This window comes from Alicyclobacillus sacchari (genome assembly GCF_004366795.1).
GTDB classification, from domain to species: Bacteria; Bacillota; Bacilli; order Alicyclobacillales; family Alicyclobacillaceae; genus Alicyclobacillus; species Alicyclobacillus sacchari.
Genome location: NZ_SORF01000003.1, coordinates 179,674 through 194,557, shown reverse-complemented (window position 1 = coordinate 194,557; position 14,884 = coordinate 179,674). Strand labels below are relative to the sequence as shown.

At 57.9% G+C, this 14,884-nt stretch carries 14 protein-coding genes; 4 read left to right on the top strand and 10 right to left on the bottom strand.

Going from position 1 to position 14,884, the window contains the following annotated elements; all coding sequences use genetic code 11:
- Positions 1-46: 46 nt before the first annotated feature.
- The gene (locus C7445_RS04630) at positions 47-1,207 is read left to right on the top strand and encodes an aminotransferase class I/II-fold pyridoxal phosphate-dependent enzyme (protein WP_134158863.1); all 1,161 of its coding nucleotides are present in this window, start codon (positions 47-49) and stop codon (positions 1,205-1,207) included.
- A 241-nt stretch (positions 1,208-1,448) separates the two neighbouring features.
- Here the strand turns inward: C7445_RS04630 and C7445_RS04625 are convergent, their stop codons facing one another.
- Positions 1,449-2,576, bottom strand: coding sequence for an N-acetyldiaminopimelate deacetylase (locus tag C7445_RS04625; protein WP_134158862.1), 1,128 nt, complete (start codon positions 2,574-2,576; stop codon positions 1,449-1,451).
- Positions 2,573-3,277 carry a 2,3,4,5-tetrahydropyridine-2,6-dicarboxylate N-acetyltransferase gene (gene dapD / locus C7445_RS04620; RefSeq protein ID WP_134158861.1) on the bottom strand — a complete coding sequence of 235 codons (705 nt, stop codon included), beginning with the start codon at positions 3,275-3,277 and terminating at the stop codon, positions 2,573-2,575. The genes C7445_RS04625 and dapD overlap by 4 nt, the downstream gene beginning before the upstream one ends.
- A gap of 332 nt (positions 3,278-3,609) precedes the next feature.
- Between dapD and gnd the strand changes: the two genes are divergently transcribed.
- Complete coding sequence (gene gnd / locus C7445_RS04615) at positions 3,610-4,506, top strand: phosphogluconate dehydrogenase (NAD(+)-dependent, decarboxylating) (RefSeq protein ID WP_134158941.1); 897 nt, start codon at positions 3,610-3,612, stop codon at positions 4,504-4,506.
- A gap of 138 nt (positions 4,507-4,644) precedes the next feature.
- A complete protein-coding gene (locus C7445_RS04610) occupies positions 4,645-5,670 on the top strand; it encodes a LacI family DNA-binding transcriptional regulator (protein WP_243834944.1) in 1,026 nt (341 codons plus the stop codon).
- Positions 5,671-5,681: 11 nt separating this feature from the next.
- Here the strand turns inward: C7445_RS04610 and C7445_RS04605 are convergent, their stop codons facing one another.
- From C7445_RS04605 to C7445_RS04570, 8 genes are all read right to left on the bottom strand, one after another.
- Complete coding sequence (locus C7445_RS04605; protein WP_134158859.1) at positions 5,682-7,127, bottom strand: gluconokinase; 1,446 nt, start codon at positions 7,125-7,127, stop codon at positions 5,682-5,684.
- Between the two features lie 27 nt (positions 7,128-7,154).
- Entirely contained in the window at positions 7,155-8,414 is a 1,260-nt protein-coding gene (locus tag C7445_RS04600) for an MFS transporter (protein WP_134158858.1), read from the bottom strand.
- A gap of 327 nt (positions 8,415-8,741) precedes the next feature.
- Complete coding sequence (locus C7445_RS04595; protein ID WP_134158857.1) at positions 8,742-9,659, bottom strand: alpha/beta hydrolase; 918 nt, start codon at positions 9,657-9,659, stop codon at positions 8,742-8,744.
- Positions 9,660-9,775: 116 nt separating this feature from the next.
- Positions 9,776-10,174, bottom strand: coding sequence for a dihydroxyacetone kinase phosphoryl donor subunit DhaM (gene dhaM / locus C7445_RS04590; RefSeq protein WP_134158856.1), 399 nt, complete (start codon positions 10,172-10,174; stop codon positions 9,776-9,778).
- Positions 10,153-10,803 carry a dihydroxyacetone kinase subunit DhaL gene (gene dhaL / locus C7445_RS04585; RefSeq protein ID WP_134158855.1) on the bottom strand — a complete coding sequence of 217 codons (651 nt, stop codon included), beginning with the start codon at positions 10,801-10,803 and terminating at the stop codon, positions 10,153-10,155. The genes dhaM and dhaL overlap by 22 nt, the downstream gene beginning before the upstream one ends.
- Positions 10,804-10,820: 17 nt before the next feature.
- Positions 10,821-11,810 (bottom strand): dihydroxyacetone kinase subunit DhaK, encoded by a 990-nt coding sequence (gene dhaK / locus C7445_RS04580; protein ID WP_134158854.1) that lies wholly within the window; start codon positions 11,808-11,810, stop codon positions 10,821-10,823.
- 230 nt (positions 11,811-12,040) lie between these two features.
- Entirely contained in the window at positions 12,041-13,291 is a 1,251-nt protein-coding gene (locus tag C7445_RS04575) for an aminopeptidase P family protein (protein ID WP_134158853.1), read from the bottom strand.
- Positions 13,292-13,318: 27 nt separating this feature from the next.
- Positions 13,319-13,726, bottom strand: coding sequence for a methylglyoxal synthase (locus C7445_RS04570; protein ID WP_134158852.1), 408 nt, complete (start codon positions 13,724-13,726; stop codon positions 13,319-13,321).
- A gap of 120 nt (positions 13,727-13,846) precedes the next feature.
- Between C7445_RS04570 and moaA the strand changes: the two genes are divergently transcribed.
- On the top strand, positions 13,847-14,881 hold the full coding sequence (gene moaA, locus C7445_RS04565) for a GTP 3',8-cyclase MoaA (protein WP_134158851.1): 1,035 nt from the start codon (positions 13,847-13,849) through the stop codon (positions 14,879-14,881).
- Positions 14,882-14,884: the final 3 nt, after the last annotated feature.

Below are 14,884 nucleotides of genomic sequence, written 5' to 3'. Positions count from 1 at the left end.
CCAAGCAGCCAATGGCAGGAACCGGCGCCGCTGAGGAGGATTTGACGTGGAGTTTCAATCGCGCACGCAAGCCATCCAAATTTCGGGGATTCGTAAATTTTCTGAGCTAGTGTCCCAATATCCCAATGCTTTATCGCTTACCATTGGCCAGCCGCACTTGCCGACCCCTGAACACATTCGGATCGCCGCGCAAAGGGCCATCGGAGAAGGGGATACGGGTTATACGCCGAACCGCGGCACGCTGGCGTTGCGCGAAGCTGCCGCGACGTACTATCGCCGCCTCATCGGGATCGATTACGATCCCGCAACGGAAATGTTGGTCACTGTCGGTGCGACACACGCGCTGGACATCGCCATGCGCACACTTTTGCAGCCGGGTGACGAAGTCATCATTCCTGCGCCTGCCTACCCAGGCTACGAGGGCATTGTCAAACTGCTCGGAGCCGAGGTGGTCTACGTCGATACCCGGCAGGATGGTCTCTTGCTGACAGAAGACGCGCTGCGGCAGGCCATCACGCCGCGCACCCGGATGGTCATCCTCGCGTCGCCGGTCAACCCGACCGGCGTGGTCTATCCCAGAGAACGTTTGCAGGCCTTGGCTGAGGTATTGGCCGACACCAAAGTTTGGGTGATATCGGACGAGATTTATTGCGAACTGCAGTTTGCCGGAAGTCCAACGAGCATCTCGCTGCTTCCGGGTATGCGCGATCGAACCATTGTCATTCATGGCCTGTCCAAATCGCACAGTATGACCGGCTGGCGCATTGGTTTTGCGTTTGCACCCGCAAACGTCTCAGCGGAGATGGCGAAGGTTGTCCAATATGGCGTCAGTTGTGCCTCTTCGGTCAGTCAGCGCGCCGCGCTGGCTGCGCTCAGAGAAGGTGCCGACGACGCCCGACCGATGCGCGAGTTGTACCAACATAACCGCGATGTCGTCGTGGCGCTGTTCGCCGCCATGGACATCCCCCTCGTTCGCCCTGATGGTGCATTTTACGCATTTCCCGCGCTCGCGGATGCGCTTGGCGATACCTCGGAACACATCGCGCACCGATTGCTCGCCGAGGCAGGCGTTGCCGTCGTTCCGGGCGACGCCTTTAGTCCGTTTGGGGAGGGCTATGTGCGCCTGTCTTACGCATGCGATCCCGATGTTTTACGCGAGGCACTCCGCCGCATTGAGGCGTTCGTGGCCCACGCTGGCCGAGCGTGATCGCCATTAGCAGAAGCCAACCCCGGCGTATGAAACGTACAGGGTTGGCTCAAGCTAAGCGCGAATTCCGATCCGGTTGGGGGCGAAGCGATGCGATCCAAGTCGAGAAAAACGCAAGTCGCCGTCGGCGCCGTGATTTTTGCCTTACTTGCCATTCTCGTCATGCTGTCGAGCGTGCACCGATACTTCATCGAACATTGGATGTGAGTGTGACGCCCGCAACGAGTAGGCATGGATGCAATCAACGGTAGCCGCGCTCGCTGAAATACGGTATGAGGACGCGCAGCGCCGTATCGATGCACCGTTCGTCGGGCAGCATGTTTTCATGGTGCAGTCCGTACGGCGTCTCCGCGCCCAGCCAAAACAGAAAACCAGGAATCTCCTTCAGGAAATAGCCAAAGTCCTCGCCCGTCATCGCAGCCGGTACCTCGCGAACGACAGCCAGACCTCGCGCGCTGACAAAATCCATAAATGATTTTGTGAGTTCCTCATGGTTGAACACCTGATAGTAATTTGCACCATAATCGATCTCGGCCGCGCAATCAAACATCTCGCCCACGCCCGCCACGATGGATTCAATTCGCCGTTTCACCTGCGGCATCGTTGCCGCCGCAAGCGTGCGAATGGTGCCTTCGAGCCGCGCCCGGCCCGCGATGATATTCTGCTTCGTGCCGGACTCCAAGCGGCCAATCGTAATTACCGCTGCGTCGAGCGGATCGATATTACGCGCGACCACCGATTGTAAGGCTGTGACCAAATGAGCGCCGGCGACGACCATATCGTTTGCTTGATGCGGGTACGCCGCATGACCGCCGCGACCGATGAGATCGATAAACAATTCTGACGTGTTGGCAAACAGGATACCGGGGCGGATGCCGATCTCGCCGACCGGCAAATCCGGCTGCACGTGCAGAGCGAATATCTTCTCCGGCCGAACGGCTTGGAATTCCGGGCTGGCGAGCATCGGCTGTGCGCCGCCTGGGCCTTCCTCCGCCGGCTGAAAGACGATAATCAAGTCGTCTTTCGGCTGCGTGTGCGCGAAGTGATCGACAAGGCCCAAGGCGATGGCCATGTGCACGTCGTGCCCGCAGGCGTGCATCATCCCCTCGTGGATCGAAGCAAAGTCGCACCCCGTCTCTTCGCGAATGGGCAGGCCGTCGAGGTCGCAACGATAGCCTATACGCGCCTCAGGCTCTGAGCCGCGGATGTGGACGATGATACCTGTGCGCCACGTCGTCACCGACAAATGATCCGTTGGCAGCCCATTCAATAGCGAGAGCAAGTACTTTTGCGTCTCGTACTCCTGAAAGCCGAGCTCCGGAATGCGATGAAGGGCTCGCCGCGCAGCGTGAACGTCGATGCGGCTCATAGGCGACGCAGTTCCTCTTTCAACTCGATTTTTTTGCTATCGACGTCTTCAATCCGCTTGATCACGCGTGCGGGCACGCCTGCAACCACCGTTCCTGGCGCCACGTCTTCAATGACGACCGCACCCGCGGCCACGACGGAACCCTTGCCGATGCGCACGCCCTCCAAGACGACGGCATTCGCGCCAATCAACACGCCATCTTCGACAATGACAGGTTGTGCGGAGGGCGGCTCGATCACGCCTGCCAACACCGCACCCGCACCGATATGGCAGTTGGCGCCAACGGTGGCGCGGCCGCCGAGAACGGCTCCCATGTCGATCATCGTGCCAGGACCGACTTCTGCGCCGATATTCAGGATGGCGCCCATCATGATGACCGCATTTTCGCCAATTTTGACTTTGTCGCGAATGATGGCGCCGGGTTCGATGCGTGCCGGCGTGTCCTTGATATCGAGGAGTGGAATCGCGCTGTTGCGGCGATCCGCCTCGATTTCAAAATCCTCAATCACTTCGCGGTTGGCTTCGAGGAGTGCTGAAATCTCGTTCCATTCGCCAAATACCACACCGGTCTTGTCGTCGACGAACGGTCGCACCGAAGCGGGGAACTGAATTTCGTCCAATTTGCCGCGGAGGTAAACCTTTACAGGCGTCTTTTTTTTGCTTTCTGCGATAAAGCGAATGATCTCTTCGGCTGTTTGCATGGTTTGAACTCCTTTGTCAGCTTCTTCAGAGGCGTGCGGAAGTAGCCGCGCGCCGCATGTGGTATGATAGAAGTTGTGTGCAGGAGGAAGCGCCAGGGGCGTTCACAACGGCACAGAGAAAGAAGCGGGCCAAATGCATTCATTGTATTGGATTCGCCACGTGCCAAGTATATCGCGCAAACCTGCTTTTGGGACAGCGTTTGTTGCAAGTACATAATCGCGTGATCGCAAATCGGCGCTTCTGTCCAGTCGGCCGTTGTATAGGGAGAGGATGCGGCCGGGACACTGAAAGCAGAAAGACAGCTGACTAGGAGTAGGAAAGGGTGTTCTCTATGCAAGTCGGGCTTATTGGGCTTGGCAAGATGGGGCATAACTTGGCCCTGAACATGATGGATCACAATCACAAGGTGGTTGCGTTTGATCTCGACAAGAACGCAGTTGCGCGCTTGGCTGAGGCGGGGGCGACGCCGGCTGAATCGATTTCCGATTTGGTGTCCAAATTGGAGTCTCCGCGCATTGTTTGGTTGATGGTTCCGCACGGCAAACCGGTCGACAACCTGATTGACCAATTGAAGCCGCTGCTCACTAAGGGCGACATCATCATCGAGGGCGGCAATTCGTACTACAAGGAGAGTGTCCGTCACGCTGAAGAATTGTCCAAGCAGGGCATTTACTTCTTCGATGTCGGCACGTCCGGCGGTATGGAAGGTGCGCGCTATGGCGCTTGTTATATGATTGGTGGCGACGCCGAGGTCTTCAAGACCATCGAACCTATTTTTCGGGATACGGCCGTGCCAAACGGCTATGTCTACACCGGTCGCGCGGGCAGCGGCCACTACTGCAAAATGGTGCACAACGGCGTCGAGTACGGCATGATGGCCGCCATCGGCGAAGGTTTCGAAGTGCTCGAAAAAGGTCCGTTTGATTATGATTTTGCGGAGGTTGCACGCTGTTGGTCGAACGGTTCCGTCATCCGCGGCTGGCTGATGGAGCTCACCGAAAAGGCATTCCGTGCAGATCCGCGCTTGGACCAAATCAGAGGGGTCGTACACTCGTCCGGCGAAGGTCAGTGGACGGTGCAAGAAGCTCTGGACATTCAGGCTGCTACGCCCATTATCGCCATGTCCTTGCTGATGCGCTACCGTTCACAGGAGGACGATACGTTTACAGGCAAGGTGCAGGCGGCACTGCGCAACCAGTTCGGCGGGCACGCGGTCGAAAAGGCGTAAGCCTGCAGCGAGATCGTATAGATGCGCGTTTGCAAGAGGCGTGTCAAGCCACGCTGCAAACGGTTTGATCGGGAAATGCAGGCGGTGGAGCCATTCTACCGCCTGTTGTCATAGGGTCTGGCGATGGGGGAGCTTGACGTGGAAAAACGGGTGACCATTCAAGATGTGGCCAATCGCGCCGGTGTCTCGATCACGACTGTCTCTCGCTATGTCAACGGTCGCTACGAGTCGATGAGTGCGAAGACACGCGAACGCATCCGCGCTGTGATCGAAGAATTGGGGTATCGGCCGAATGCACTCGCGCAAGGTTTGAAGGCGAGCCGCACCAAATCGATCGCCGCGGTCGTGGTCAACATGAGCTATCCGTTTTGTGTAGGATTCTTGCGTTCGCTCAGCCTCATTTTGACGCGAAGCGGATATCATCTCATCGTCAGTGAAACGGGTGGCGACGCCGACATTGAGCGGGACGTCGTGCAGTCGTTGCTGGCGCAACGCGTCGAGGCCATGGTGTTACAGACCGGGGGAGAGAACGGCGACTTACTCGCGGCGATCGCGGAGCAAATGCCAGTTGTGCTGGTGGATCGAGCCTTTGCCGTCGCCGGTGCGCACACCATCGCGACCAACAACCGCGAGGCCTCCCGCGAGATGGCTTTACACTTGTTCGATCGCGGTTATCGCCATGTGATATACGTGACTGAAGACGAAGCTGGGATTCCAACTCGGATCGAGCGGCTTCAAGGCTATGAGGACGCTTGCGCGGCCCGCGAAGTCGCCGCAACGGTGGTGCATGTCAACCGGCAGGATGTTGGCTCCATGGAGCGAGCTGCAGGCGTGGTGAGCGAGTTGGCGCAGGCGGCGAAGGGCGAGCCGATTGCCGTCTATACGGCAAACGGCCTGATTATGATGCCATTGTATCGTCTGTTGCGCCAACTGCCCTTGGCGGTACCCAGCGTGTTTGGTATGGCCACATTTGACGAGCCGGATTGGGCCCAACTCGTCGATCCAACCTTGACATGCGTGCGTCAACCGGTTGAAGAGATGGGTGCAGAGGCGGGGCGCCTGCTTCTCAAGCGCGTCCATGGCAAGCCGGCAAGTGATGGACGCGCGGAGGTCGCCCGGATCGTCCTGCCATCGCACATCGTCCCGGGCGGATCGACCAAGTAGCGCGCTTTGTCTCAGCTGCGTTTGCGCACCAGTTCGCGCCACTGCCGGTAGCGGCGGTGTATTTTTTCTGCTGCCTCCGCATCGACCTTCGTGGACAGTGGTTGAAGCGGCGGCGCGGCCAACGCCAAACCGGCACGCCGAGCGGCCAGCATGGCGGCACCATAGGTCGCACCATCCATGTCAGCTTGCGTCGCCAGCGGCAGTTCAAATAAGTTGGCGATCCACGCCAGTACCCATGATTGCTGAAACAGTTTCCCCGATACTAGCAGCCGATCTGGCTTGCCTCGTTGCTTCATCAACTGTTGCGCGATCCAATACGCGTTGAAGAGAACGCCCTCGATGGCGGCCCGCATCAGGTGCGGCTGTCGATGATACACTTTCAAGCCAACGAAGGCGGCGCTTGACGTCTCATCCCAGATGGGTGCTCGTTCACCGGTGATGTAAGGGATGCAATATAAGCCGTCCACCTCCACGCTCCCGGCCTCCGCACAGAGAGTGGGAAACCGCTCCGCAAACCCTTCTCCGTCTTCCGACAGGACATTTCGGTACAGCCAATCGAGAACGACGCCACCGCTGTTACTCGGACTGCCCAGAATGAAGCGATGGTCATCTAAGATGTAGCAGAACGAACGGCTCTCAATGTCTGTCGAGGGCTCAGTGTGGCCTGTACGCAAGGCGAGACTTGTGCCAAGCGTCAATACCATGACGCGGCCATCGGTGGCACCGGCTGCCAACGAAGCCAGGACACCGTCCGAACCACCGATGACACACAGGGCTCCATCAGCAAGTGGCAAGGCGTGCGCAAAAGGCAGATCGGAAGCAGGCCTGGCGAAGTTCACGGGGACCAGTGTCGACAGGGCGGTACTGCGAATGCCCGCATACGCAAGTGCAGGTTCGTACCATGTGCGCGTTGTCACGTCGAGCAAGCCGGTCGCAGAGGCCATGGCGAAATCGACCTCCCATGTGCCAAACCAACTGTGCCAAACGTATTCCTTGATGGAGACAAACCGCTTGGCCTGCGCAAACACCTCGGGTTGGCTCAGGCGCAACCAAGCAAGTTTCACGACCGGTGCCATGGCGTGGACGGGCGTGCCGGTGTGCCGGTAGACATCCTTGCCCAAATCGCTTTGCCACAAGGCTTGCGCCTGGGCATGCGGGCGCGCGTCCATCCACGTCATGGCCGGGGTGAGGGGATGATTCTGATCGTCCAAGGCCATCAGGCTATGCATCGCCGCACTCAAGCCGATGGCCGCGATGACATAATCCTGGGCGGCGAGATCCGCCCCCAGTTGTGTCAGTGCCTCATTTGCCGCCTGTACAATGGCCGCGGGATTTTGCACCGCCTGCCCGTCCAGATCGGTATGCGTCTCCATCAACGTCGAACGGCTGGCGAGTTCCTCGCCAGCCAGCGTGTATGCGACAACTTTGAGCGACGTGGTGCCCATATCCAGACCCACGATACACAGGTTGCTGTTCAGTTTGGGTCACACCCTTTGTTCTGGGATCTGCTCAATCTTACCGAGCATGAATACATAGCACAAGATACCTAGCACGAGTACGAGACCGGCAATGACGAACGCCGATTCGAACGATCCTGTACGCTGTACGACGAAGCCGGTGACGATGGGCGCAATGATACTCATCAGATTGTTGATAAAGTTCATGATGCTGCCGACGGTGCCGACCGTACCTTTTGGCGCGATCAACGATGGAATGCTCCAGCCAACCGGTGCGGAGAACGCGAGGCCGCCAAGGGCAATGGCAATCCAAATGACAGCGACGTTCGGATTCGCCGTGAATGCGGCCGGGATGACGGCCAGACCGAGAATCATGCCGATGACCAGGACGGTTTTGCGTACGCGCGTGACATCGTGGCCGCGTTGAATCAGTTTGTCGACCAACCAACCGCCAATGAGCAAGTCGGTGATGGTCGCGACGAGCCACGGACCAGCCGTATACCAGCCGGACTTGAGGATGGACATATGCATTTGCTTTTCAAGGTAGCCTGGCAGCCAGGTCAGGAATAGGTAAAACGAGTAGCCGTAAGCGGCGAAGCCAAGTGTCAAACCCCAGACTTTGCGTTGACCCAGCAAGTATGCCAGATTGCGGCCGACGCCGCCTTCCGCTTCGCCGACCTCTTGAGCGCCGCCTTCGCGCAACAGTTGCGCTTCTTCAGGAGACAGTCGAGCTTCTTTTGGATCGCGATAAAAGATCCAGTACGCAATCAGGTAGAGAACACTCAGGATACCGGTGAACCAGAAGCCGCCTCTCCACCCCCACTGTGTAACTGCCCAAGCGATGAGCGGTGTGCCAATGACGTTGGAGAACTTGGCAGCGGCATCGAAGAGCGATGTCGCGAGTCCGCGCTCACGCACTGGGAACCAGTAGCCTGTCGCTTTGGACGCCGCAGGGAACACAGGTGCTTCGGCGACGCCGAGCAGAACGCGGGCGAGGATGATAAGTCCCATACCGCTGACAAGGGCAGTCATAAACGTCGCAATGGACCAGATGATCCCGCCGATACGATTGAGCCACTTGACGCCAACTTTGTCGAGCAATGCGCCAACCGGCAACTGAAACGCCGCGTACGACCAGCCAAATGCAGAAAGAATAATGCCCATTTGCGCATCGTTTAAATGATAGAGATTGGACAAGGGCTGTTGCGCGACGGACAGGTTGGTCCTGTCAAAGTAGTTGATGAGGACGCCAATGCCAATTAAAAGGCCAATACCCCACCTTTTCATGAAATTCCCCCTCTTTCATTGCGCCTTGTTGGCGCTTTCTTACAGTTTCCTCAAGGCCGCCGCGACATCCGCAAACGCAAACTGCGCTTTGGCCTGACTGCAAATGAGCATACATGCTCAAATAAGGAAAACGTTTTACGAAAACGTTATACATAATCTACGACAGTTTGTGGACAGATGCAATGAGATTTCGTGGAAAGGGCTTTCCGGGCGATGACGAGTGGGGGTTCGATGTTGGCGGCGCCGTTTGCTTCACCGGGGACTGCGCGAAGCGTACGTATGTCAGATTAAGCGCCGCCGTTTACCAGCTTACGTGATGCCCGCACTTCAACGCGCACGGGGCAAGTAGGTTGAGAAGAACTGTACAACGCGGTGCAGATATGGACTGGGTTCAACGTCATAAGCGCCAACGTGCACGGCCTTGGGGACGATCCACAAGCTGTCGTCAGGGTTATGTTTGAGCTCCGCATATAATTCTTCGCTGTTTTGCATCGGGATCGTCGTATCGGCCTCGCCCGCAATCAACAGGATGGGGCGCGGTTTTGCGGAAGCGAGATCTTTCAAGGGATCGACGGCTGCCGCATCGAGGTGGAAGATGTGTTGAGCCTCCCAGAAAATCTCGGCGTCAAACGGAAAGGCTGGCAACTTGGTCCACGTGCCCATGTTTTGCTGTAAATAGGTTTGCAGGTTGGCAAATGGACTGTCGGCAATCGTTGCATCGACACGCGGATCGAGCGCGGTCGCTTCCAGCGCCGTCGCGGCACCCATGGAATAGCCAATCACGCCAACTTCCGTGTATCCCTGCGCATGCGCATAATCGATGGCGCCCAACAAGTCCCGAACTTCGTACTCGCCAACGCTCACTTCGCTTCCAGGCGAGTCGCCTTCGTCACGGAAGTCGAACATCAACACTGCGAACCCAGCGTCGTGCAACGCTTTGGCGACTGGCAGGGCAGGGTGGTCAAGAACGCGGTTTTGCCTGTATCCGTGCGCCTCGATGACAATTCGATCCGTCTTGATTGCGGCCGGAATGAGCCAGCCAGAAAGCGATAGGTGATCCACGCGGGAAGGGAACCGGATGCTTTGATAAGCCAATCCTTCTATCGCAGGCGTTTCGGTAACCGGCTTGCGGGCAGGGTGCGTAAGTTGACGGCAGACCACGTAGGAAACCACCATGGTTGCCAACCATGCGACGAATGCTATAGACAATATGACGATAGTCGATATGCGGATCACCCTTCGCACATCGTCACCACCTGTTTCTCTTCATGATCTTGGCCGCGCCCGGCCGCCAGGCCGGGCAGCCTGTTCTGGGACAATGGTCGAGCGGTCCACGTGCCAGAAGCGAGTGCTTGTTGGGGTCAGCTCAGGATTTTCGGCACGGTCCGAGCCGCCTCGGCTTGTTGGATGACATCGGCGACTGGCAAGCGGCTTCTCGCTGCGACCGCCGCAGCGACGGCCCCCTCGACGAGTGGAGCATCGACGATGTGTGTGCGCCCGGCCACAGATTGCGGTGTCAATTCCAATGCCATCTCTGCATTCATCGCGGCGCTTCCGAGATCGAAAAACACGAGGATGTCGTTGGTCTCGGGGCACTGTTGAAGCGCCGCTGCAACGGCCGTCGCATCGGTCCCAAGTTCCTCGCCAAGGCCCGCAGCCTGGTGGAGATCGACTCCGGGAGCCAGTTGTCGCAGTAACTTGACGAGGCCTTCCCCAAGTTGCCTGCTGTGTGACACGACTACAATGCTGACGTCTGCCATGTCGTTTTGGTCACCCCTCCTGCAATGGCATCGGCCAGTTCTTCGAAGAACATGGCACTTGAGATGCTTCCAGGGTCGCACGTTCCCACACTGCGCGCGCCCAAGTACGCGGCACGGCCCTTTGTGGCTGCGATGTCGCGCGTGGCAAGGGCAGCGTTCGTTGCACGCGAGACGGCCTCGCGTAGGCCAGTTTCATCGGGATGTGCCGCGATGGCATCAGCCGCAGGCGTCCATACGTCAATCATCGTCTTTTCGCCCACCTCGGCTTTGCCACGGGCCCGCAAGCCTTCGAGGGCGGCGGCGACGCCTGTGGCCAGCTTCGCGTAGTCGACATGCGTGCACACGTTCCAACTTTGCGCAAACCGCATGAACGCAGTTGCATACAGTGGTCCCGACGCACCGCCGACGCTCGAAAGAAGCGCCATGGCGACGGTTTGGCAAAGTGCGCCCAGATCCTGAAACGTTCCGCTTGCAGTTCGATCCGCTGCCGTACGGAACCCGCGGGCCATGTTTGTGCCATGATCCCCATCTCCGATACGGTTATCGAGATCGTCCAAAACTGCGCAGAGCTCTTCCAGACGCGCGGCGTACGCTTCAATGAACGCCTGCATGCTCTCGATGGTCAACATCTATCCCACCTCCGTCGTCAGCGTTGGCGATGTGCGGGTGTATCGGCTGGAGCGTCGAGCAGGCGCGTGAGCTCGTCGTCCAGTTTGAGGAGCGAGATTGAAAACCCAGCCATTTCGAGCGATGTCATGTATTCGCCAACCAGCGTCTTGTGTACTGCGATTCTTCGCTCGGCCAGGCGTTCGGCCACCCGGCGGTATGCGATGTACAGCTCGCTCTGCGGCGTTGCACCAAGGCCGTTGAGCATCACGGCGACTCTGTCGGGCGGTGCGATGCCGCTTTTTGCAAAGATGCGCTCGAGTAGCGTGTCGACGATATCGTCAGCGGATCGTAGGCTTTCGCGATGTGTTCCCGGTTCTCCGTGTATGCCGATGCCAATCTCCACTTCATCCTCGCCGAGCTCAAAACTTGGCTTGCCGCTCGCCGGTACGGTACACGGGGATAGGGCCATTCCCATGCTGTAGACGTTTTGAATGACCTTCTCTGCAATCCGCTTGACCTCCGCCAGTTCAAGTCCCGCTTCCGCCGCCGCACCGGCTATCTTGTGCACGAAGACGGTTCCTGCAATGCCGCGCTTACCAACCGTGTAGGTGCTGTTTTCGACGGCGACATCGTCTGCGACAATGACTTTTTCGATCGCAATGCCCTCCATGCTTGCGAGATCGGCCGCCATCTCGAAGTTCATGACGTCACCGGTGTAGTTCTTGATGACGAGAAGCACGCCCTGCCCCTGATCGACCGCGCGAATGGCCGCCAGCACCTGATCCGGGGTCGGCGATGTAAAGACGGAACCCGATACGGCCGCATCGAGCATGCCATCGCCGACATAGCCAGCGTGCGCCGGTTCGTGGCCGCTGCCACCGCCGCTCACCAGCGCAACCTTCGCTTTCGGATGCGCCCGGACAATCACCTGCGTTCCGGGAACCCGTTTGAGCTCTGGGTGAGCTGCGACGATGCCGTCCAGCATCTCGTCGACGTAGCGATCCGCTTGGTTCAGTAACTTTTTCATAAGTTCAGCCTCCTTGGGCAACGCTCATCGCAATAGGTACAACAATGGCCACAGAGCGTCCGTCTCATATCCATAGAGGCGAAGCAGTGTGGCCATTCCCGTCCTCAAGCCGCAAATGAATGAACTTGTTTGGGTGCGCTTTCATCACTATCTCAAGTCTAAACTGGCATGCCAGAAGATGCAACTCAAGGGGCAGGGGCATGGGGCGGCGGTGACCACCCCATACACCTTCAACGCAGTGTCATCAACCGTTCAACGTCTTCGACGCGCTTTGGGATGTCTTCCGAGAGATTGACATATCCGTCGGCGGTGACCACGACGTCGTCCTCGATGCGGATGCCGATACCTTCCTCCGCCACATATAAACCAGGTTCTACCGTGATGACATCGCCAGGCTGCAAAGGCCATTTTGGCGATCCGACGTCATGCGTATCGAGACCCAGGCGGTGACTGACGCTGTGGTAGTAGTAACGAGAAACCTCGTCGTCCTCCTGGATGAGGCCAATTGCCTTCAGCTCCCGCGCGTACGTGGCTTTCGTCACGTCATTGAGTTCTGCGAGCGTAACCCCCGGTCGGATGGCGGCAAAGGTTGCCTCCATCGCTTTGAGTACAATCTCGTACAACTGCCGTTGGCGATCACTAAATTTCCCCGTAATGGGGAACGTGCGCGTGATATCGGCGGAATAGCCGCCGAAGGCCGCGCCGAGATCGCAAAGTACCAAGTCGCCCTCGGCAATGGCTTGGTCGTTGGTCACGTAGTGTAATACGGTCGCCCGTTCACCACCTGCGATAATACTTGGAAACGCATGCTCGCGAACGCCTTGGGAACGCAGGGCGTAATCGAAGTGCGCCTCCAATTCATACTCTTTCATACCCGGTTTGGCATGTTGCATCATTCGCAGAATGCCGTCTTTTGTGATGCGCAAGGCTTCGCGAATCTGCTTGATCTCACCGTCGTCCTTGACGGTTCGGAGCCTGCAGATGAGAGGATAGGGGTTGCGTATGGACACAGCCGGGTATTTGTCGCGGAACGTACGTGCAAAGCGGTGTGCCGACGTCTCCGTCTGCGCCCAGTTGTCCTGTTCAACATCCAGGTAGAGTTGCTCGTACTCTCCGGTCCGCAGAAGTCTTCCCAAGGTTCCTTCAAATTGTGCGATGTCCTGAATGGTCTCAATGCCGGAAACAGATCTTGCCTGGTCGTCGGACAAGCGCTTTCCCGTCCACTTTTCCTCCGTGGGAGATACGTGTTCGGTGAACAATACCATTTGCTCCTGCCCGTCGAGTTTCGCGAGTAACAAAATGGAATGCTCCTGAGCAATTCCGCTCAAGTAAAAGAAATTGCGGTTGACGTGAAACGGACTATACGGATGATCGCCGGACATGTAAGGCGCTTGGCCGGCAAAAAGCAGGGCGAACGACCGCTCGGGCAACAGTTCCAACAGTCGACGGCGGCGTTCAATATACGCCTGCGGTTCTGTCATGCTTTCCACTCCCTTTTGCGGCCGTACTCAGCGGCCGGTTTCGAGGCCGCGCGGCTTGAAATCCACCAACCCCTGTTCCATCGCGCGCACCAGTGCTTCCGCCGTCGCAAGGTTCGTTGCGACCGGCACGTTATGTACATCGCAGATGCGCAAGAGCGCGGTAATGTCGGGATCGTGCGGTTGGGCGGTGAGTGGATCGCGCAGGAAGATGACGAGATCCATCTCATCGTTTGCAATCATCGCGCCGATCTGTTGATCGCCGCCATACGGACCGGATTGAAAGCGATGCACAGGCAGGCCCGTCGCCTCGTGAATGCGGAGACCCGTGGTTCCGGTTGCAAACAGATTGACATTTTTCAAAATGTTTTGGTACGCGATGGCCAAGTTTACAATATCGTCTTTCTTGTTGTCATGAGCAATCAATGCTACGTTCATCATCTTGCCTCCTCGGCGATGCTTCACGCTATCAGTGTACCGCAAACAGCAGATTGGGGGAATGATGGAGGATTGCGTATCGCGTGGTACACTGGTGGTGAAAGAATGGGGGATTGGCAGATGACCGAAACGCGGGAAGGTCAGCAGAAGCTGTTTGATGCACTGTCACGTCCCTTGCGCGATCTTCGCATGTCGCTGACCGATCGTTGCAACTTTCGCTGCCCCTATTGCATGCCGATAGATGAGTTCGGACCCCATCACGCCTTTCTGCGGCGGGATGAGCTTTTGACCACACAAGAACTGGTTCGTACGGCGCGGCTTCTCGTGGAGCTTGGCGTCGAAAAGATCCGGCTGACTGGCGGGGAGCCTTTGTTGCGATCGGAAATCATAGATATCGTCGGCGCCCTTGCGTCTCTCGACGGCGTTCAGGATATGGCACTTACGACAAATGGGAGTTTGTTGACGAAGGCCCGTGCGCAAGCCTTGGCGGATGCAGGGTTGCAGAGGGTGACCGTGAGTCTGGATGCACTTTCGAGCCATATTGCAACGCGGATGAACGGCGTCGGCTTTCCCGTTGATCGCGTGTTGCGGGCTGTCGATGCGGCGCTTGCGGCTGGGTTGTCACCCGTGAAAGTGAACGTGGTGGTACGCCGCGGATGGAATGAAGAGGAAATCCTCCCGATCGCAGAGCGCTTTCGCGGCACAGGCGTGATCGTGCGGTTCATCGAATATATGGATGTCGGGACGAGCAATGGCTGGCGGTTGGAGGATGTGGTGCCTGCGGCTGAAATCTTGCGTAAGATTGGCGAGGTGCACCCATTGGAACCTGTGCCGCCGCGCGTGCCTGGCGAGGTGGCGACGCGCTATCGATATCTCGATGGCATGGGTGAGATCGGCGTCATTCACTCGGTCAGTCACCCGTTTTGCGGGGGATGTAATCGCCTGCGCCTGACGGCCGATGGCGAACTGTACACGTGTCTGTTTGCCACAAACGGCAAGCCGCTCAAGCCGTTATTGCGATCCGGAGCTTCGGATGAGGAGGTGCGTGCGTTCCTCGCACAGGTTTGGCACCATCGCCGCGATGCGTATTCGGCTGTCCGCACGCGCGAGACCAAGCGGATTGGGAAGGTCGAAATGTCTCGCGTTGGCGGCTGACGA